The organism is Collimonas sp. NPDC087041 (assembly GCF_044745265.1).
In the GTDB taxonomy this organism is placed as follows: domain Bacteria; phylum Pseudomonadota; class Gammaproteobacteria; order Burkholderiales; family Burkholderiaceae_D; genus Collimonas.
The window spans coordinates 159732-180649 of record NZ_JBIUZX010000004.1; the positions used below are offsets into that span (position 1 = coordinate 159732).

At 58.7% G+C, this 20918-nt stretch carries 17 protein-coding genes; 13 read left to right on the forward strand and 4 right to left on the reverse strand.

From position 1 onward, the window contains the following. The first annotated feature begins 296 nt into the window (after window positions 1-296). The 5 genes from ACIPF8_RS09050 to ACIPF8_RS09070 all read left to right on the forward strand — a co-directional run bounded on the left by ACIPF8_RS09050 (window position 297) and on the right by ACIPF8_RS09070 (window position 5510). Window positions 297-569, forward strand: a complete 273-nt coding sequence (locus tag ACIPF8_RS09050) for a DUF4148 domain-containing protein (protein ID WP_400419838.1) — start codon at window positions 297-299, stop codon at window positions 567-569. Between the two features lie 181 nt (window positions 570-750). Next, a complete protein-coding gene (locus ACIPF8_RS09055; protein WP_400419841.1) occupies window positions 751-2268 on the forward strand; it encodes an efflux transporter outer membrane subunit in 1518 nt (505 codons plus the stop codon). 12 nt (window positions 2269-2280) lie between these two features. Beyond that, window positions 2281-4377: an FUSC family protein gene (locus ACIPF8_RS09060; RefSeq protein ID WP_400419844.1), complete on the forward strand. Its 2097-nt coding sequence runs from the start codon at window positions 2281-2283 to the stop codon at window positions 4375-4377. A gap of 2 nt (window positions 4378-4379) precedes the next feature. Next, window positions 4380-4583, forward strand: a complete 204-nt coding sequence (locus tag ACIPF8_RS09065; protein ID WP_400419847.1) for a DUF1656 domain-containing protein — start codon at window positions 4380-4382, stop codon at window positions 4581-4583. A gap of 30 nt (window positions 4584-4613) precedes the next feature. Next, window positions 4614-5510: an efflux RND transporter periplasmic adaptor subunit gene (locus tag ACIPF8_RS09070; protein ID WP_400419850.1), complete on the forward strand. Its 897-nt coding sequence runs from the start codon at window positions 4614-4616 to the stop codon at window positions 5508-5510. Between the two features lie 1454 nt (window positions 5511-6964). On the opposite strand, the gene ACIPF8_RS09075 is transcribed toward ACIPF8_RS09070, so the two are convergent. Then, a complete protein-coding gene (locus tag ACIPF8_RS09075; protein ID WP_061537484.1) occupies window positions 6965-7456 on the reverse strand; it encodes an Lrp/AsnC ligand binding domain-containing protein in 492 nt (163 codons plus the stop codon). A 225-nt stretch (window positions 7457-7681) separates the two neighbouring features. Between ACIPF8_RS09075 and ACIPF8_RS09080 the strand changes: the two genes are divergently transcribed. The 8 genes from ACIPF8_RS09080 to ettA all read left to right on the forward strand — a co-directional run bounded on the left by ACIPF8_RS09080 (window position 7682) and on the right by ettA (window position 17580). Further along, window positions 7682-8968 carry a D-amino acid dehydrogenase gene (locus ACIPF8_RS09080; RefSeq protein WP_400419853.1) on the forward strand — a complete coding sequence of 429 codons (1287 nt, stop codon included), beginning with the start codon at window positions 7682-7684 and terminating at the stop codon, window positions 8966-8968. Window positions 8969-9053: 85 nt separating this feature from the next. Then, complete coding sequence (gene alr / locus ACIPF8_RS09085) at window positions 9054-10160, forward strand: alanine racemase (RefSeq protein WP_400419856.1); 1107 nt, start codon at window positions 9054-9056, stop codon at window positions 10158-10160. A 157-nt stretch (window positions 10161-10317) separates the two neighbouring features. Further along, window positions 10318-11556 (forward strand): ArgE/DapE family deacylase, encoded by a 1239-nt coding sequence (locus ACIPF8_RS09090; RefSeq protein WP_400419859.1) that lies wholly within the window; start codon window positions 10318-10320, stop codon window positions 11554-11556. 429 nt (window positions 11557-11985) lie between these two features. Further along, window positions 11986-12537, forward strand: coding sequence for a sterol desaturase family protein (locus ACIPF8_RS09095; protein ID WP_400419861.1), 552 nt, complete (start codon window positions 11986-11988; stop codon window positions 12535-12537). A gap of 294 nt (window positions 12538-12831) precedes the next feature. Next, on the forward strand, window positions 12832-14070 hold the full coding sequence (locus tag ACIPF8_RS09100; RefSeq protein WP_400419864.1) for a Bcr/CflA family multidrug efflux MFS transporter: 1239 nt from the start codon (window positions 12832-12834) through the stop codon (window positions 14068-14070). Then, window positions 14067-14753 (forward strand): diphthine--ammonia ligase, encoded by a 687-nt coding sequence (locus tag ACIPF8_RS09105; RefSeq protein ID WP_400419867.1) that lies wholly within the window; start codon window positions 14067-14069, stop codon window positions 14751-14753. Before ACIPF8_RS09100 ends, ACIPF8_RS09105 begins: the two co-directional genes overlap by 4 nt. A 153-nt stretch (window positions 14754-14906) precedes the next feature. Next, window positions 14907-15797 (forward strand): EamA family transporter RarD, encoded by an 891-nt coding sequence (gene rarD, locus ACIPF8_RS09110; protein WP_400419869.1) that lies wholly within the window; start codon window positions 14907-14909, stop codon window positions 15795-15797. Between the two features lie 115 nt (window positions 15798-15912). Continuing rightward, window positions 15913-17580 (forward strand): energy-dependent translational throttle protein EttA, encoded by a 1668-nt coding sequence (gene ettA / locus ACIPF8_RS09115; protein ID WP_400419872.1) that lies wholly within the window; start codon window positions 15913-15915, stop codon window positions 17578-17580. Between the two features lie 85 nt (window positions 17581-17665). On the opposite strand, the gene ACIPF8_RS09120 is transcribed toward ettA, so the two are convergent. The 3 genes from ACIPF8_RS09120 to ACIPF8_RS09130 all read right to left on the reverse strand — a co-directional run bounded on the left by ACIPF8_RS09120 (window position 17666) and on the right by ACIPF8_RS09130 (window position 20883). Then, a complete protein-coding gene (locus ACIPF8_RS09120; protein WP_400419874.1) occupies window positions 17666-18043 on the reverse strand; it encodes an SHOCT domain-containing protein in 378 nt (125 codons plus the stop codon). Window positions 18044-18137: 94 nt separating this feature from the next. After that, window positions 18138-18716: a DUF4337 domain-containing protein gene (locus tag ACIPF8_RS09125; protein WP_400419877.1), complete on the reverse strand. Its 579-nt coding sequence runs from the start codon at window positions 18714-18716 to the stop codon at window positions 18138-18140. Between the two features lie 37 nt (window positions 18717-18753). After that, complete coding sequence (locus ACIPF8_RS09130; RefSeq protein WP_400419879.1) at window positions 18754-20883, reverse strand: DUF6311 domain-containing protein; 2130 nt, start codon at window positions 20881-20883, stop codon at window positions 18754-18756. Window positions 20884-20918 lie beyond the last annotated feature (35 nt).

Sequence of the window (20918 nt, forward strand, 5' to 3'; positions counted from 1 at the left end):
GGCGAACCAGCCGGCCCGCATTACCTCGATCCAACCCGTTTTCCCCAACCTTGTTTTTGGTATGACTCACAGGCAATTAGTTCCTTTTTATTATTTCCAATATAGAAATAGTAAATTGCCATTACTCCTATTTATTGTTGATCTTGAAGTCTCTACACTGAGCTTCATCGATGGGCGCAACACACAAGCAATCCGAAAAGTAGCAAGTGCGCCGCTCACCGAGGCAGGACCCGACGGGCTGCTCAACGCCTGTTCCGCCGAGCCCGGTGCCATCTATCAACTTATTGGAGAAAAACATGAACGCCAAACAACTTATCGCTGGTCTCGCCGTATTAGCCGCAGCCGGCAGCGCCTTTGCAGTTACCCCATATCCTCCTGAAACACCTTTCGTCTCGACCAAATCCCGCGCTGACGTGCAGGCTGAAGTTGCGCAAGCCCAGAAGGATGGTTCGTTGAACCAGGCGCGCAATGCCTATCCAGCTGTGGCAGCTGCAGGCAAGCCAGTCAGCCGTGCTGAAGTAGTGAGCCAGATCGCCAAGACAGAGCCAGCTATTTACAACGGCAACTGATTTGCCAAGGCATCTGATGCGACACTAACCCTGCGATTTTTTGGGTTAATCAAAACGCCAGCAATGCTGGCGTTTTGCTATTATTTCATCATATTGTCGTACGCCGCGCAGACCAGGCAACTTACAGTGCCTACTCATCACCGTTCAGACCTATTTCCTTCGTTATAATTTTTGGGGCACCATGCGGCTCACCACCCTCTCCAAGCGTCACTCCTCAGTCAGCCTGTTGCTGGCTTGCTCGCTCACACTCCTGCTCGGCGCCTGCGCCGACTTCTCGGGCATCGATCCGCAATCGAAGCTGAACGACGGCAGCAAACTCGCTGCCGGCAAGGCATTGAGCGCCAGCAGCCAGATCGCCTGGCCGACAACCGCATGGTGGCAGGTGTATCGTGATCCGCAGCTTGACGCGCTGGTACAACAGGCCGTCGCCGGCAGCCCCAACCTGAAGATGGCCCAGGCGCGCATCCGCCAGGCCACTGCGCTGGCCGGTTCAGCCCGCTCCGCCACCTTGCCCAAGGTCGGCATGGAAGCCTCCACCACACGCGGCCTGTACTCTTCCGAATATATCTTCCCGCCGCCACTCGGCGGCAGCTGGAACTGGGACAATGAATTCGCCGTCAAGGCCAGCTACGACCTCGACCTGTGGGACAAGGATCGCAGCGCCCTCGAATCGGCGCTCGACACCGTTCAGGTCAGCGCCGCTGAAGCGCGCAGCGCCCAGCTCAACCTGGAAGTCGCAGTCGTACGCGGCTACCTGCAATTGGCCACCCAATACGCATTGCGCGACATCGCCGCCTCAACATTAGCGCAACAAACCGCGCTGGCCGATATCGCCCGGCGCCGCCTGGGTGCTGGCCTCGGCACCCGACTGGAAGTCAGCCAGGCCGAAACCGCGCTGCCGGACGCCCAGGCCAACATCGAAAAAATCGACGAAAACATTGCGCTGCTGCGCAACCAGATCGCCGCCTTGAGCGGCAAAGGTCCGGGCAGCGGCGACAGCATCCAGCGGCCGGCGCTGGCCGCCAACATGATCGGCGCTGACCATAGCAGCGCCCTGCCGATCGGCTTGCCCGACAATGTGCCGGCGCACCTGATCGGCCGCCGCCCCGACGTCATCGCCCAGCGCTGGCGCGTGGAAGCGATGAGCAAGAATATCGACGTCGCCAAGGCATCGTTCTATCCGGATATCAACATCTCCGCCTTCATCGGCCTGCAAGCGCTCGGCTTCACCAATTTCCTCAGCGCCGCCTCCGGCGTGCGCGGCGCCGGGCCGGCGATTTCGTTGCCGATCTTCGACGGCGGCCGCCTGCGCGCCAATCTCGGCGCCCAGACCGCAGCGCTCGACGGCGCGATCGAAAGCTACAACAACACGCTGGTGCAAGCCCTGCAAAGCGTGGCCGACCAGATCGTCAAACTGAAATCGGAACAACAACAGCGGCTGCAATCGGAACAGGCGTTGGCGTTAGCGGGAAAATCCTATGACCTGGCCAAGCGCGGCTACCAGGCCGGCCTGACTGCCTACATCAACGTGATCCAGACCCAGCTGACAATGCTGCAACAGCAACAGCGGGTGGCGCAAACCCGCGCCTCCTATCTGGATAGCTGGGCGCAGCTGATGCAGGCGCTCGGCGGTGGACTGGGCGACGATCTGCCACAGCCAGGCACGGCAGATGTCAGCGCCGTCGATGCCAAGAAATGATCGGCGCCGACCATGAGTGACCTTGCAAGCAGCCGTGAAAACTGGCTCAACCACCTGAAACAAGCCGCCGTTATCTGGATCGACAACCACGGCCAGAACCTGCTGTATGTCAGCAAGATCTTGCTGGCGACCTTGATGGCGCTTGGCCTGTCGCTATTGTTCAACCTATCCAAACCCGGCACGGCGATGGTTACGGTGATCATCGTGCTGCAGCCGCGCAGCGGCCTGGTGCTGGCCAAGGGTTTCTACCGTTTCATCGGCACCACAGTCGGGGTCATCATGTCCGTGATACTGGCCGCCGCGTTCTCGCAGCAGCCGGTGTTGTTCCTGGCGGCAGGCGCCTGCTGGCTGGCGTTCTGCACCGCCGGCTCGACCATATTCCGCAATTTCCAATCCTATGCGTTCGTGTTGGCCGGCTACACGCTGGTCATCGTCGGCCTGCCTGCTGCGCTGCAGCCGGACCAGGCCTTCGATATCGCCACCACCCGCCTGAGCGAAGTGATGCTGGGCCTGTTGTGCGCCGGCGTGGTCAGCGACGTGCTGTTTCCCAAGCACCTGTCCGACGCGCTACTGCTGACGGTGCGCAAACGTTTCGCCGATTTCAAGACCTTCATCGCGCTGGATAACCTGGATGCCTCGGCGCGGCCGGCGCGCGAGCGGATGGTGCTGCGCTTCATCGGCGAAGTGATCTCGCTGGAAGCGCTACGCACCTCATCGGTATTCGAAAGCACCACCGGACATCTGCAAAGTCTGCAGCTGCGGCAATTGAACAATGCGTTCATGACCGCCTCCACCACCTTTCACTCGCTAGATCAACTGTTCGGCCGTCTGCAATCCAGCGGCAAGCACAGCACGCTGAATGCGCTGATGATGGAATACAAGGCAATCGTGCATGCGCTCTCCGACCAGGATCGCAATGTGCTGACACAGGTGCGCAGCGCTTTGCCGCAGCGGCTGCAGGCATTGCGACGCGGCCTGTCCGCCAGCCATGAAGGCGATCGCAGCAATCTGCTCGACTTCGATTCTGCCGCCGAGCTGCTGATCAGGTTCGCCGGCGAGCTGCAGGTCTATGCCCGCATCCACGCGGTGGTGATCCAGGCCGAGATGCACATGCCGGACGATGTCCAGCTTCCTGCGCATTACGTCACCCGCACCGATCCGACATTGATCGTCACCTCGGCGTTGCGCGCTGCTATCGGCTTCATCATTTCGTCGCTGTTCTGGATTCAGTCCGGCTGGGTTTCCGGCACCGATGCAGTAGTCATGGCGACTGTTGTCAGCGCCCTGTTCGCTGCCGCGCCGTCGCCGAACAAAGTTGTGCGGCAATTCCTGATCGGCGCGGCCATCGGCGGCTTTTTCGGCTTTCTGTCGGCTTATTATCTGCAATCGCAAGCCGAAAATTTCACCATGCTTTGCATCGCGCTGGCGCCGTTCATCCTGGCCGGCGCCTGGCTCACCACCACCCAGAAATATTCCGGCATCGGCACCGGCATCCTGCTGTTTTTCTTTTCTTACGCCAGCATCGGCAGCAACTACCAGTTCGACATGCTGGAGCTGCTCAACGGCATGAGCGGCGGCCTGATCGGTGTCGCGGTGGCGTCGGTCATGTATCAGATCATTGATCCGTCCGACAGCCGCTGGATCAAGCGCCGCCTGGCGCGGGCGCTGCGACGCCAGGTCGAGGAAGCCTGCAGCCGACCGCTGCAGGGATTGGCGGGACGTTTTGAAAGTGGCACCCGCGATTTGCTGTCGCGCTTTGCGATTACCCACTCGCTGGATAATCCCGACGACCGCGACATCATGACCTGGCTGTTGTCGGTACTGGAAATCGGCCGTGCCGTGATCCAGCTGCGCCAGGAAATGCTGGAGGTCACAGATTCGCTGGCGCATGAAAAAATCGAGCAAACCATACGCAACATCGGCGCTCTGTTCGCCCGCCCCAATCAGGCCCGTCTGCGCACGACACTGGATTCCGTGCTGGCCGCGATTGCAGTATGCGATGGCCTGCCGGCGGTGCTGGCCAACCTGCACCAGATGCGCGGCGCCATGCTGGAACGCGTTACGGTGCTGACGCCGGCCGAAACTTCACCTATTACTTCCGGAAATTGATCATGCCGCGTGAAATTGCAATATTCGATGCGCTCATTCCAACCTTGCTGCTGATCTTTATCGGCTGCCTGTTCTTGCAGATGGCCATCGATTGGGTCTTCAGCCGCTTGGGCCTGTTTCGCTATGTCTGGCATCCCAGCCTGTTCCGGATCGCCCTGTTCTTTTGTATTTTCGGCGCTGCCGGACTACTGCTGCACGCCATTTAACTTGCCACAAAAAATTGCTCTAAGGTCGACATGAAATCATCCACCATTTTAAAAACCCTGCTGCAGGTCGCCATCACGCTGATCGTCGTGCTGATCGCCTTTTTGCTGACGCGTGCGCTGTGGGAGCGTTACATGAACACGCCCTGGACCCGCGACGGCCGCGTGCGCGCCGATGTCATCAGCGTCGCCGCCGATGTTTCCGGCATCGTGGTGTCGGTGCCAGTCGCCGACAACAGCTACGTGCACAAGGGCGACCTGCTGATGAAAATCGATCCGGCGCGCTACACGCTGGCGCTGGCGCAAGCTGAAGCGGTGGTAACCGAACGCCGGGTCGGCCTGACCACCAAGCAGCGCGACGCCGCCCGCCGCGCCAAGCTCGACGGCGATGTCATCTCCAACGAAAACCGCGAGAACTCCAGCGCCGATGCCTCTGCCGCCCAAGCCATGTACCAAGCCGCGCTGGCTGCACGCGACAGCGCCAAGCTGAATCTGGAGCGCACCGAGGTACGCGCCCCGGCCGACGGCTGGATCACCAACCTCAACGTCCACGCCGGCGACTTCGCCCAGGCCGGCACGCCGAAGCTGTCGGTGATCGACGCCAATTCGTTCTGGGTTTACGGCTATTTTGAAGAAAACAAACTGCCGCTGATGAAGGTAGGCGACGCAGTCGACATGCGCCTGCTGGGCAGCGAACAACTCATCACCGGCCACGTCGACAGCATCTCACGTGGCATTACCGACCGCGACAACGCCCTCGGCACCTACGGCCTCGCCAACGTCAACCCCAGCTTCAACTGGGTCCGCCTGGCGCAACGCGTACCAGTACGCATCCACATCGACAAAGTCCCCGATGGCATCACGCTGGCAGCCGGCATGACCTGCACCGTCATCGTCAAGCCAGGGCAGCGAGTGGCGGAGAAAAAATAGATGGTAATCGAGTGCGAGGGTATGCACTCCGTGGTTCGTTAAATGGGGTCAGAGTAATTTTCGCAAAAAGCCGCGAAAAAAAACTCTGACCCCATTTAACTGCGCAGGGTTGATTTTGACGTTGTTGTTGTTTTTGACGTTGCTTTTGAATTGGCTTTTGCCGTTGCAGTTGCTTTTGACTTTTCGCATGCTGACGTTGCCAAATGGGACGGGTGACAGTCGGGAATTATGGGACACATGTTTGAGCGAAGCGAGTTTGTGTCCCATCCGACTGGCGCACGGCTCATTTGGGGACCCGCCGCAGGCGGGCAACGGCTGTGCGATCGCCTTTTTGCTTACTTTTTGGCGAAGCAAAAAGTAAGCGGCTGCCGGGCCGCCCCCGGCAAGTCTCCACGGAGTAGCAACCGTTTTAATTAGAATCAGACGAACAAAGCTGATACACCACCGCACTCACTCCGAGGCCCGTTAAAAGGGGTCAGAGTAATTTTCGCAAAGAACCGCGAAAAAAAACTCCGACCCCATTTAACTGCGTGGGGGTGGTTTTGACGTTGCCGTTGCTTTTGATGTTGCCGTTGCTTTTGATGTTGCCGTTGCTTTTGACTTTTCGCATGCTGACGTTGCCAAATGAGCCGGGTGACAGTCGGGAATTATGGGACACATGTTTGAGCGTAGCGAGTTTGTGTCCCATCCGACTGGCGCACGGCTCATTTGGGGACCCGCCAACGGCGGGCAACGGCTGTGCGATCGCCTTCTTTTGGTTACTTTTCTTGGCGAAGCAAGAAAAGTGACTAGCTGCCGGGCTACCCCCGGCAAGCTTCTACGGAGCGGTGACCGTACTAAATAACGACGACCGTACATCGTGGATGCACCACCACACTTACTCCGTGGCCCGTTAAAAGGGGTCAGAGTAATTTTCGCAAAAGGCCGCGAAAAAAAACTCCGACCCCATTTAACTGCGTGGGGTTGGTTTTGAAGTTGCTGTTGGTTTTGACGTTGCCGTTGCTTTTGACGTTGCCGCTGTTTTTGACTTTTCGCATGCTGACGTTGCCAAATGAGCCGTGCGACAGTCGGGAATTATGGGACACATGTTTGAGCGCAGCGAGTTTGTGTCCCATCCGACTGGCGCACGGCTCATTTGGGGACCCGCCAACGGCGGGCAACGGCTGTGCGATCGCCTTTTTGCTTACTTTTTGGCGAAGCAAAAAGTGAGCGGCTGCCGGGCCGCTCCCGGCTAGTGTCCACGAAGTGGTAACCGTTTTAAGTAGCACCGGACGAACACCACTGATGCACCGCAGCACTTACTCCGTGGCCCGTTAAAAGGGGTCAGAGTAATTTTCGGCAAAACCCCGCCGAAAAAAAACTCCGACCCCATTTAACTAGGCTGGGTTAGTTTTGATGTTGCCGTTGTTTTTGACTTTTCGCATGCCGACCTTCCCGCTAGTCGTCAACCGCAACTACTTGACCTCCATCGACAACGCCAGCGTCTCCTTGATCTCCTCCATCACCACATAACTCTTCGATTGCGCCGCCCCCGGCAACTGCAGCAACATGTCCCCCAACAGCTTGCGATACTCCGCCATCTCCCGGATACGCGCCTTGATCAGGTAATCGAAATCACCCGACACCAGATGACATTCCAGCACTTCCGGAATACGCAACACTTCACGCCGAAACTGTTCGAAGGCATTCGCCGATTTCTGGTTCAGCGTAATCTCGACAAACACCAGCAGCTTGGCGCCGACCGCCGCCGGATTAATGCGCGCGTAATAGCCATCAATGACGCCGTCGCGCTCCATGCGTTTGACGCGCTCGATACAGGGCGTGATCGACAAGCCGACCTGCTCGCCCAGGTCCTTCATCGACATGCGGCCATCCTGCTGCAACAAACGCAGGATATGGCGGTCCAGCTTGTCCAGCGCGCGGCTCGATTCCTTGTAAATTCTCATGATGGGATACGGGCAGGTTTTTGATCAAATTTTCAGGCACATTTTCAGCATTAATTCCTGAATTAGTGAATTTATACAGTAACAAATGCTACCGAATAGCTAATAGCATAGCGCTTATTACTGTAAATCAAAAACAATTCATTTGCTGGCGTCCGGCATCCTGGAACAAGCAAATCTTGAGCGTGCAGTAGCATATCAACCAAGCAGGTGTGACGGAGATTCCAGATGCGAGTTCTTATCCTTGGCAGTGGCGTAGTTGGCGTCACCAGCGCCTATTACCTGGCGCGCGCCGGCCATGAAGTGACCGTCATCGACCGCCTGCCCGGACCCGCGCAGGAAACCAGTTTCGCCAACGCCGGCCAGATTTCCCCTGGCTACGCCTCGCCTTGGGCCGCACCCGGCATCCCGCTGAAAGCCATGAAGTGGATGCTGCAGGAACACGCGCCACTCTCCATCACCCCCGACGGCACGCTGTTCCAGCTACGTTGGATGTGGCAAATGCTGCGCAATTGCAGCTCGGCACGCTACGCAGTCAACAAGGAACGTATGGTGCGCCTGGCCGAATATAGCCGCGACTGCTTCAAGGTCTTGCGCGCCGATACCGGCATCACCTACGAAGGCCGCCAGCTCGGCACCATGCAGGTGTTCCGCAGCCAGCAGCAACTCGACGATGCGGCCAAGGATATCGATGTATTGAAAGAAACCGGCGTGCCGTTCGAACTGCTGACGCCGGACCAGCTGGCGCAAGCCGAGCCGGCGCTGGAAGCGGTCAAGCACAAACTCAGCGGCGCCCTGCGCCTGCCGAACGATGAAACCGGCGATTGCCAGATGTTCACGACCAAACTGGCAAAGATGGCCGAAGATCTGGGCGTGCGTTTCCGCTATAACGTGCAGATCGATGCTCTGACCTTGTCCAACGGCGAAATCGCCGGCGTCCAATGTGGCTCCGAGCATCTGCAGGCCGACAATTATGTGGTGGCGCTAGGCGCTTATTCGACCGGCTTCCTCGGCTCGCTGCTGGATATCCCGGTGTATCCGCTGAAGGGTTATTCGATCACGGTGCCGATTGTCGATGCGGAAGCAGCGCCGGTCTCCACCATCCTCGACGAAACCTACAAGATCGCCATCACCCGTTTCGACGACCGCATCCGCGTCGGCGGCATGGCGGAGATCGTCGGCTTCAACAAGACGCTCAAACCGAAACGCCGCGCCACGCTGGAAATGGTGGTCAACGACCTGTTCCCGGGCGCCGGCAACACTGCCGCCGCCAGCTTCTGGACCGGCTTGCGGCCGATGACGCCGGACGGTACGCCGATCGTCGGCGCCACCCATATCCGCAACCTGTTCCTCAACACCGGCCACGGCACGCTCGGCTGGACCATGTCTTGCGGCTCGGCGCAATTGCTGTCGGACCTGATTTCCGGCCGGCGGCCGGCGATTGCTTCGGACGATTTGTCTGTCAGCCGCTACAGCAAGGATTTCGGGCAAGCGGCGCATCCTGCCTATGCCTGAAACGCCATCGGCCGGCGCGCAGCAAGTGTGAAATGTGATCCACCCGTTTTTGAGCGATATTTGAGCGATATTTGAGCGACCCAAGATGAACCCACAAGCAGCACACGCCGGTGCAATCCTCACGGTCGACCTGGATGCCATCCGCAGCAACTATCGCCTGCTCAGGCAGCAGGCTGGCAAGGCCAGCGTTGCCGCCGCCGTCAAGGCCAATGCCTACGGCCTCGGCGCCGACCAGGTCGGGCCGGCGCTGGCAGCGGAAGGTTGCCGTCACTTTTTCGTAGCGCATCTGGATGAAGGCATCGCGCTGCGTCCGCACCTGCCGGCCACCGCCGAGATTTTCGTGCTGCATGGCGCGCCACCCGGCACCGAGCGCGAACTGATCGCCCATGGCCTGACGCCGGTGCTCAACAGCCTGCAACAAATCGAAGCCTGGCACGCATTGGCGCAAACCCTTGAACGTCCGTTGCCGGCGATTTTCCAGGTCGATACCGGCATGTCGCGCATGGGTCTGCCGGCGACCGAAGCAGAAGCATGGCTGGCCAATCCGGCTTTCATGAAAAGCATTCCGCCGCTGTTCCTGATGAGCCACTTGGCTTGCGCCGAGCACCAGGGCCATCCGATGAACGCCAGCCAGCTGGCGCGTTTCCAAAGCTGGCGTCAGCGCTTGCCGCATATCGCTGCCAGCCTGGCCAATTCCTCCGGCATCTTTCTCGGCGCCGATTTCCAGTTCGACCTGGTGCGTCCCGGCGCAGCGCTGTACGGCATCGCACCGGTGGCCGGCGCCGCCAATCCCTTGCAGCCGGTAGTGGCGCTGCACGGCCGCATCATCCAGTGCCGCACCATCCAGCGCGGCGACCATGTCGGCTACGGCATCAGCTATAGCGCCACCGAAGAACGGCGCATCGCCACTGTCGGCGTCGGCTATGCCGATGGCTGGCTGCGCAGCATGAGCAACCGTGGCGTCGCCTTCATCGACGGCCAGCCAACACCGATGGTTGGCACGGTATCGATGGATTCGATCACGATCGATGTCACCGGCATCGCCGCAGATCGCGTGCAAGCCGGCGCGACGGTGGAGCTGATCGGTCCGCATCGCAGCGTTGACGACGTGGCGCAACTGGCCGGCAGCATCGGCTATGAAATCCTGACCGACCTCGGACGCCGCTATCACCGCGAATATATCGGCGGCTAATATCGCTGTAGGGTGGGCACTGGTGCCCACGCTGAATGCTTGAGAAAATAAATGAGGGCATTCCGCGTGGGCAGAAAATCTGCCCACCCTACGTTTCCCCCTTCACGGCGTCAAAGTCGTAGAATCAAGCACTTCTGTCACTCTTTCCTTCGCCACCATGACCAACACCGCGTTATCCGCACAGCTCGCCAGCTGGATCGACAACCACTTTGACGAAGAAGTCGAGTTCCTGCAAAAAATCGTCCGTATTCCTACCGATACCCCGCCCGGCAACAACGCGCCGCACGCCGATGCGGTGGCCGAACTGATGAGCGCCTGGGGTTGGCAATCCGAGAAGCACCCGGTGCCAGCCGCCATGGTCAAGGATTACGGCATGGAGAGCATCACCAACCTGATCGTCCGTCGCAAGTATGCAGGCGACGGCCCGACGCTGGCGCTTAATGCCCATGGCGACGTGGTGCCGCCGGGCGAAGGCTGGAGCAAGCAACCGTATGGCGGCGAAATTGAAAACGGCCGCATCTACGGCCGCGCCACCACCGTATCCAAAGGCGATTTCGCTACCTATATTTTTGCGGTGCGCGCGCTGGAAGCGCTGGGCGTGCCGCTCAAGGGCGCGCTCGAATTGCACTTCACCTACGATGAAGAATTCGGCGGCTTGCTGGGCCCTGCCTGGCTGCTGGAAAATCAGTTGACCAAGCCGGACCTGGTGATCGGCCCCGGCTTCAGCTACAACGTCGTCACCGCGCATAACGCCTGCCTGCAGTTTGAGGTCACGGTGCATGGCAAGGCCACCCACGGCTCGATGCCGGAAACCGGCCACGACGCGTTGCAGGCAGCCACCAAGGTGTTGCAAGCGATCTACGCCAAACTGCCGGACCTGAAAAAAATCAGTTCGGCGATTCCCGGCATTACCCACCCGACCATGATCGTCGGCCGCATCGATGGCGGCACCAACACCAATGTGGTGCCTGGCAAGGTCGTGTTGAAAATGGATCGCCGCATGATTCCGGAAGAAGATCCGGTCGCGGTGGAAGCTGACGTGCGGGCCATGATCGAAGCTGCGGTCGATGGCTTGCCCGGCATTCGCGTCGAAATCAAACGCCTGCTGCTTGCGCGCGCGTTGCGTCCGTTGCCAGGTCACGAAAAACTGCTGGCCAGTGTGCAGGCGAACGCGCTGGCGGTTCTCGGCGAAGCGATTCCAGCCAACGGCTCAGCGCTCTACACCGATGCCCGCTTGTACGGTGAACACGGGATTCCGGTGGTGCTGTACGGCGCCGGTCCACGCACGCTGATGGAATCCAACGCCAAGCAAGCTGATGAAAACCTGGCACTGGACGATTTGCGCAAGGCGACCAAGGTCATCGCAATGACCTTGCTGGATTTTCTGGCAGCCTAAGATTTGCGCGGGAATCGTCCCGCGCCAGTCGCATATGGCCGTGGCGGCAAAACCACCGTAACGGCCTGTCCCCTCTCATCTCCCCTGCCTTCCCTGCTCTGCTGCGCCACCTGCTGAAACGTTGCAGCCGACGCCCTTCCACGCAATAAATTTACCCCGACTAAGACGTTGTCTGATAGACATGTATTTAAACGTTTGATAACTTTCGCTTCCTCTACTTTTAAGAGGAATCCATTTCCCGGGGACTGTGTCACTTCCCCGTCAAACGCTCATGCCAGGCCCCATTCTGCAAATTGTTGCCCAACTGACGATTTCACCGGTCTGGCGCCATGAGAACGATCGAGCTGCGGCTATCCGAGCACTGTCCCGAATCTTTTTCGGAGATCGAACAAGCCCGCTCCCACATCCCTTTACCCAACCAGAAAAATTATGGCTTTATCCAAACGATGGCAGCTGTCGGCTTTTGAATACCATGTCGATTTTATTACCGTGCCTGCGCTGTTCGCTCTCGCGATGTGGCTCGGCCCGATTTCAATCTGGCAGATTGTTGCCGGCGCACTGTTATGGTCGCTGATGGAATACGGCATACACCGCTTTTTATTCCACAAATATTTCCGCCGCGATCACTGGGCCCACCACGTCAATCCGAGCGAATACATCGGCATTTCAGGACTTCAGGTTGCACTCGCCTACCTGGTCGCGCTGCTGCCGGCATACTGGCTCGGACTGACTTCGTTGTATGCCGGCATCTTGATTGGTTACATGGCTTACATCACGATCCACTATGTGATGCATCGCCCGCAATCATGGTTGTATCGTTGCATCGGCATGCTGATCAAAAACCACGACATGCATCACCAGAAAGGCATCGAGAAAAATTTCGGTGTCACCTCGCCGCTGTGGGACTGGATATTTTTCAGCTATGCGGCGCCTTCAAGCGCAAGCGCCGGCAAGAATCCTGCCAACGACAAACAGAAATGAGATGCGGGCCGCGTGGTTCAATCCGCTAACGCCCGACACGCGACACGACCCGGCCTGCACCAATTCCACTACCCTGCATGGGGGCGGCGACTTCCCTTTCCCGCCCCCACATCCTTCCCGCTCCCGGCAAGCTCCGCGATGTTCGTGTAACATGATCGCTTGTTGCCATACGCAAAATACGCAAGCAAACCCTGCGTTTGCACGCGTCCAGCTATTCCTGCCAGCGCACTCCTCGTAGTAAATATTTAACCAAGATTTAACCACGCACTGCACCTTGTGCAACCTGAGTAACCAATGACAAACACACCTGCAACTTCAGCGCCGGAGAAATTGCTCCCGGGCTGGCTCCTATTGCTTGGCGCATTGACCGCCATCGGCTCGCTGTCGATCGACATGTATCTGCCGAGCTTCCCTACCATCGCCCAGCAGTTCGGCGTCGGCAGCAATCTGGTGCAGCTGACGCTGGCCAGCTTCCTGGTCGGGCTGGCGGTGGGCCAGATGTTCTACGGTCCGCTGAGCGATCGCTTCGGCCGCAAGCCGCCGTTGTATGTCGGCATGACGCTGTATGTGCTGGGTTCGCTGGCCTGCATGCTGTCGCACGACGTGACGGCGCTGATCGTATTCCGTTTCCTGCAAGGCCTGGGCGGTTGCGCCGGCATGGTGATTGCCCGCGCGGTGATCCGTGATCGGCTCGGCACCACCGGCGCCGCCAAGGCGTTTTCATTGATGATGCTGGTGATGGGGCTGGCGCCGATCCTGGCGCCGCTGATCGGCGGCGCAGTGCTCAAGCTGTGGGGCTGGCGTGTGATTTTCGGCGGCCTGACCGGCTTCGGTTTGTTCTGCCTGATCGCGATCCATTACACGATGCAGGAAACACTCGATCGCCACAAAGCCGAACCGCTGCATCTGGGCCGCACCATCAAACAATACGGCCGGCTGCTGCTGGACCGCCAGTTCGTCGCCTACAGCCTGGTTGGCGGCCTGATCCAGGGCGGCATGTTCGCCTACATTACCGGCTCTTCGTTCGTGCTGATCGAACTGCATGGCATCAAGCCGGAAAATTTCGGCTTCGTATTCGGCACCAATGCGATCGGCCTGATTGCTGCCTCGCAGATCAATGCACGCCTGGTCGGCAAATTTACACTCGACACCATTCTCGGCCGTGCGCTGTGGATACCTGCGATGCTGAGCCTGTTGGTGGCGCTGCTGGTCGCCTGCGGCGTCAACAACCTGCCGATCCTGTTGATCGGCTTCTTCGGCTTCCTCGCCAGCTACGGTTTCATCAGCCCGAATGCGTCGGCGATTGCCTTGTCGCAGCAGGGCAAGCAAGCCGGCACCGCATCGGCCTTGATGGGCACCTTGCAATTCGGTATCGGCATCACGTCCGGCGTGGCGATGAGCCTGTGGCACGACGGCACGGCGCTGCCGCTGATGGTGGTGATGGCAACTTGCGGCCTGGCTGGATTGCTGCTGCATCGCTTCGTCGCGCGGCCGGAACATCAGCGCCTGCTGCAAACGGCAACACCGGCATGAACATGCCAACCGCGGATGCGCTGGTGTCATGGAGCGGCGGCAAGGATTCCTGCCTGGCACTGTGGCGAGCGCAACAAAGCGGCATGCGCATCGCGCGCCTGATTACCGCACTCGATGAAAGCGGTCAGCGCGCCCGCTCGCATGGTGTACCGCCGGCATTGCTGCAGGCGCAGGCGGATGCGCTCGGAGTGCCACTGGCGTTCTACAGCGCCAGCTGGCAGCAATATGAAGAGAAATTCATTGCCACCTTGCGCACTGCCCATGACGACGGCATCCGCAACGCCGTATTCGGCGACATCGATTTGCAAGCACATCGCGACTGGGAAGAAAAGGTCTGCGCCACCGCCGGACTGCAGGCCTGCCTGCCGTTATGGGACCAGCCGCGCCAGCTGCTGGTGGAGGAATTCCTGACGCTCGGTTTCAAGGCGGTGGTGGTTTGCGTCAACGGCAATTATCTGTCCGAGGATTTTTGCGGACGCGAATTCGATGCGGCATTCCTCGCCGATTTGCCGGCCAATGTCGATGCTTGCGGCGAGAATGGCGAGTTCCATACTTTCGTCTATGACGGGCCGGCCTTCGCACAGGCAGTACCGTTCCGCCGCGATTGCATCAGCCATTATCAATCGCCGCCTGAGCTGGGTTCGACGGTCTTTTATTTCCAGGAGTTGCTGACGTCCTCATAACTGCCATTTGTTGCGTAGAATGCGGATTGCCACCTGTCATTTTTTCTTCCGGTTGTTTTCCTTTGCCATTTAACCGTTTCATCTAATCAGTTGAGGACAGAGTAATTCGCCACGCTGCGGTGGCTCTTAAACTCTGTCCCGCAAATTAAGAATATGCAAGCAGGAATGCTCTACGCCATCGCCTCCTACGTTCTATGGGGCCTGTTCCCGATTTACTTCAAGGCGCTTGAAGCAGAGGTTCCGCCGGTCGATATCGTCGCCCACCGGATCGTCTGGTCCTTCCTGTTCCTGCTGATCGTACTGACAGTGCGCAAGCAATGGGCCTGGGTCGGGCCGATGCTGCGCCAGCCGCGCGTGATCGGCGGCTTCGTCGCCAGCGCGCTGCTGCTGACCGCCAACTGGACCACTTACATCTGGGCGGTCAACAACAACCACATCGTCGAAGCCAGCCTCGGCTACTTCATCAACCCGATGGTCAGCGTCGCGCTCGGCCTGGTGTTCCTGCGGGAACGGCCACGACCGCTGCAATGGCTGGCGATCGCCATCGCTGCCGGCGCCGTGCTGTGGCTGACCTGGCAAGCCGGTCATCCGCCCTGGATCGCCCTGACGCTGGCCGTCACTTTCGGCGGCTACGGCTTGCTGCGCAAGACCGCCAGCCTCGGCGCGCTGCCCGGCCTGGCGCTGGAAACCGCGCTGGTGCTGCCGCTGGCGCTGGCCTTCCTGGCGTACACATCGCTGCAGGATCACAACACCTTCAGCAGCGCCTCGACCTCCACCAAATGGCTGCTGGTTGCAGCCGGGCCGATCACTTCGATCCCCTTGCTGATGTTCGCCGCCGGCGCGCGCCGCATTCCACTGTCGCTGGTGGGGGTGCTGCAATACATCACGCCATCGCTGCAATTGCTGTTCGGTGTCTGGCTGTACGGCGAAGAGCTGGATGGCAACCGCCTCAACGGTTTTATCCTCATCTGGTGCGCTTTGGCGCTGTATTCCGCCGAGGGACTGTGGCGAACGTTTAAAATACGTCCAGGCGCGTCGGCATGAAATGCCGGCATTAACAATTCGTCAATCTTGTGCGCATAGGTTATTCTTGGCTGTTCCGGTCCGCTAGCAAGGACCGCTCTATTCACCGCATTACTTTTTATTATCACTGCTCCTCATGGCCCAATACGTCTACACAATGAACAAGGTCGGCAAGATCGTGCCGCCCAAACGCCAGATCCTGAAAGATATTTCGCTGTCGTTCTTCCCCGGCGCCAAGATCGGCGTGCTGGGCCTGAACGGCTCCGGCAAATCGACCCTGCTGAAAATCATGGCTGGCATCGACAAGGATATCCAGGGCGAAGCCGTGCCGATGCCGGGCCTGAACATCGGTTACCTGCCGCAGGAACCGCAACTCGATCCGGAACAGACGGTGCGCCAGGCCGTTGAAGGTGGACTGGGCGAAGCGTTTGAAGCGCAAGCCAAGCTGGACGCTGTGTATGCCGCGTATGCAGAGGAAGATGCCGACTTCGACGCGCTGGCGGCCGAACAGGCGCGCCTGGAAGACATCCTGGCCACTGCCGGCGATGGCAATCTCGATCTACAACTGGAAATGGCCGCCGACGCCCTGCGCCTGCCGCCATGGGACGCCAAGATCGGCGTGTTATCCGGCGGGGAAAAACGCCGCGTGGCGCTGTGCCGCCTGCTGCTGTCGAAGCCGGACATGCTGTTGCTGGACGAGCCGACCAACCATCTGGACGCCGAATCGGTCGACTGGCTGGAACAGTTCCTGCAACGCTTCCCTGGCACCGTGGTCGGCATCACCCATGATCGCTACTTCCTCGACAACGCTGCCGAGTGGATCCTGGAACTGGACCGCGGCCACGGCATCCCGTGGAAGGGCAACTACAGCTCATGGCTGGAGCAAAAGGGCGACCGCCTGAAGCAGGAAGAGGCGACCGAATCGTCGCGCCAGAAAACCATCGCCAAGGAACTGGAATGGGTACGGCAAAATCCGAAGGGTCGTCAGGCCAAGAGCAAGGCTCGTCTGGCGCGCTTCAATGAATTGAGCGAGCACGAATACCAGAAGCGCAACGAAACCCAGGAAATCTTCATCCCGGTCGCCGAACGCCTCGGTAATGAAGTGATCGAATTCAAGAACGTCTCGAAGTCATTCGGCGACCGCATGCTGATCGACAACCTGAGCTTCCGCATCCCGGCCGGCGCCATCGTCGGCATCATCGGCCCGAACGGCGCCGGTAAATCGACGCTGTTCAAGATGATCACCGGCAAGGAACAGCCGGACAGCGGCGAAGTGGTGCTCGGCACCACCGCCAAGGTGTCGATCGTCGACCAGTCGCGCGATACGCTATCGGACCAGAAGACCGTGTTCGAAGACGTCTCGGGCGGCGCCGACATCCTCACCGTCGGCCGCTTCGAAATGCCATCGCGCGCCTACCTGGGACGCTTCAACTTCAAGGGCGGCGACCAGCAAAAAATCGTCGGCAACCTGTCCGGCGGTGAACGCGGCCGCCTGCATCTGGCCAAGACCTTGCTGCAAGGCGGCAACGTACTGCTGCTGGATGAGCCGTCCAATGACCTCGACGTCGAAACCCTGCGCGCGCTGGAAGACGCCTTGCTGGAATTCGCCGGCAGCGTGATGGTGATCAGCCATGACCGCTGGTTCCTGGACCGCATCGCGACGCACATCCTGGCCTTCGAAGGCGAATCGCAAGTGTCGTTCTTCGACGGTAACTACCAGGAATACGAAGCCGACAAGCGCAAGCGTTTGGGTGAAGAAGGCGCCAAACCGAAGCGTATCCGCTACAAGCCTGTGACACGTTAATCAGTGAGCAATCTGGGTGGGCACGAATACGTGCCCACCGTGCTTAAGCTACCGCTTGCACACTACTGCTCTAGACGATGCACCCCTACAAAGATTTTAGTATCTCTTGTTTTTTTGTGGAATATTCACTATCGGTGATCACCCCATTTTTATGAAGAGCATCTAATTCGTTCAATCTGTCCGTAACTGAAGGTTTGCTGCCGGAAGTTGATGTTGAATTGGAATTGCCTTTTGAGGAAGCACGAGGCGGACAAGCTCTTACACATGCCTCAACCTCGGGGTTGCAATTAGCCTGCAATATCAATGGGAAGCCAGCGTATCTTGAAGAACACGCTTGATCATTCATTTGGCACTGCATTCCACATTCTTGTTCAATTTTTGAATAATCAATGCTGGGGCGAACTGCACATGACGATAAAAAAAGAATAGCAAGCACCGGTAAGTTTGAAATTTCCCATCTCATGATGATTCTCCTTGATTAGCAAGCAACAAGTACAAAATCAAAATCATCAAAGTTCGTGTTTAGCATGAGTGTTAAAACATGTCTGAGCGGCTCTTTAAACATGCAACGCAGCCAACACACCTAACACTACACCTATCCCAGCCGCACCATACGACACTTTTTTTAACCACTCTTTACGCGTCAATAAAGTAATCGCTGCCATCGCAATCGCGATCTGGATCGCCGTCATCGCCTGCGCCCAACGATGGTGTTGGTGCAATACCTGCTCAGACTTCTCATCCCAGGCGCTGGTTTCTTCTTCCAGTGCTTGCGCCTTCTTCTGCACGACTTCCTTTTCGCTCTTGTAGCGCTGCGCCTCGGCTGCGTAGTGCGCCGCATCGACGCCAGGAATGTGCGTCGCCAGTTCGGCCAGGTTCTGGCGGCTGGATTTGGCCTGGTAGTAATTCCACTGGTTGGAGGCTTCGGTTTTCTTGATGGCGGCGTTGTTCTTGTTCATCGCCGCTTCGCTTTCGGTGGAACCGGCCTGGTAACTGAACAGGGCGCCGATGGTGGCCATGATGGCGGTCATCACCGCGATTTTCCCGGCGAAATTGTCGCCGCTGGCATGCGCGTGTTCGGTCACGTGTTCCAGGTGATGCTCGTGCGGGCTGGGGACTTCGAATTCTTCTGACATGGAAATTAAGTAGTGGATATGAATAAAATCGTTACGGTTAATGGATGACCATCGAAACAGTGCCCAACCCCAGCGCCCGGCTATCTTTTTTGATCATCAACTGCATCGGCGATACTGGATCGGCAATTGTCATCAAGATGTACAGATTGCCATGGCTGTTGGCCACCACGTCGGCGGGAATGCGGAAACTGCTGCTGCCTTCGTGGTTCTGTTCGGTAAAACGCAGCTCTCCCAATGCGCGTCCGTTCACGGAGACCGGAATGACCTGCAGCGGGTGCTGCCTCGTGACCAGCGCATGGCCGGATATCTCCAGCGTCAGCTCGCCACGGGTCGGTTCCGGCACCGATAACCATACGGCAGCGGCATTGCCATCGGTCCAGCGGCCCCAGGCTTCGGGAACTGACCAATTGCCGATACGGTACAGGTCGGCGTTGCCGTTGAGGCGGAAATCGATCGGCGTACCGAGCGTATATGCCGGCGCCGGTTTGACGGCGGCCTGGACCGAAGCGAATTGCAATTGACTGCATTCGCCGCAACGACGCCAACCCGGCGCCAGCACCTGATAGCCGTCGACCTCGCCCATGAAATCGTCCGGACCGGCATTCAGTTTTGCCTGTTCCCAAAGCGCGTTCGAAAGCGGATCGTGGAAGAAAATATACAAGGTCTGCGGATCGTAACGGCCTGCAAAAACACCCTCTGCAGTTTGCCGTTGCACCGTACCCAGCTCATTCAGATCAATACGGGCGAAGTAGCCATTGTTGATCGACATCCGGTTGTTCGATGTAAACAAGGCTAGCGGAAAATATTCCCATGGAAAGGTCTGCGGCTGCGCGACAGCAATCCGTCGATAATTTTTCGGAACCTGCTGCCAGAAAACGGATTGCAAGGGCTGCGTCCAATGATATCCCCCGATTTCCTTGCGCACCGTCTGCGCGGCGCCATTGCTGTCGACCAGCTGGAAAGCCAGCAACCCGGCCAGCAGACACACTAGCCACTTCTTGCCGATCAGCTTGAAAGCAGCGTAGAACGCAGCGACATAAATCAGGTAGAACACCGGCCAGAACATGCGGCCCGACGCCCGGAAGACAGCACTAGACCATTGCAACCAGCGCGGCAGATGATAGGTAAACAAGTCGTAGTCGCCCCAGCCGATGTAACTGGTCAACGCAATCGCCGTCAGGACCGCAGCGCTCGCAAGCAGTGGCGTCAGCGTCGCCCAACGCCAGCCGAGCGCGGCGCGGCGCTTGCCGGCGACCAGCAGCGTCAGCGCCGCTATAGCCAGCAACGCCAGCACGCCTATACCCAGAAAATTGAAACCCTCATATTGGCCTCCGGTCCTCGGCAGTTCCGGCAGGACGCGCGACCATCCCGCCAGCGGATCGAACAGCGCCAACAGGCTCATGCGGTAATAGCCCAATCCAACCGGGGTGCTCAATCCGCCACGCAGCATGAAATAGCCGGTAACCCACATGACCAGCGCCAGGCAAGCGGCGACCGACAAGCCGTAGACAACCGCCATCCGCAACGATATCTGTTTTTTCAGCCAGCGCTGCAGCGTGTCGGCGCCCCAGATCGCCAGTACCATGGCGAGCAGGTAAGCGTGCGTCAATGTCGCTAGGCATAACAATCCGATCCAGTCGCGCTGGCGGAAATTTTCCCTGAAATACAGATACAGCCCGGCCAGGATCAGCCAATGCGCTGCCAGTGCGTCGCATTCGATATTGATGCGCCACCAAAACGGCGGGGCCAGGACAAAGAACGCCGTGCCCAACAACACGACGATACGATCGGTTGAAAACAGCGACAGCAGCTTGTAGGCGAATACCCCCTGCAGCATCGCGCAAAGCGCCAGCCACAGGCCGATATATTGAAACGGCTCCGGCAGGAGCGCGGCAAAAGGCTTGAGAAGAAAAGCGAAGATCGGCGTCGAATCGGTGAACACGATCGAACTGCCCAGTACCTCGCCATAGCTGCCATTGGCGCCCAGCGGGAATTGCAGCAACGGCGTGTGCCGGAAAAAATTCCAGCCCAGGAAATGCTGGCCGAAATCGCCCCGCATCAGCCATTCGGTGTAGGTCGGCCAGACAATGGCGCCGCCGGTATAAAACACAAACGCAACAAGGCCGATCAGGGCAGCCCAGAATACCGGGGAAATTTTTCTTATCATGGTGTCGGGAATCGTGGGTACGGCATCATTGCGCA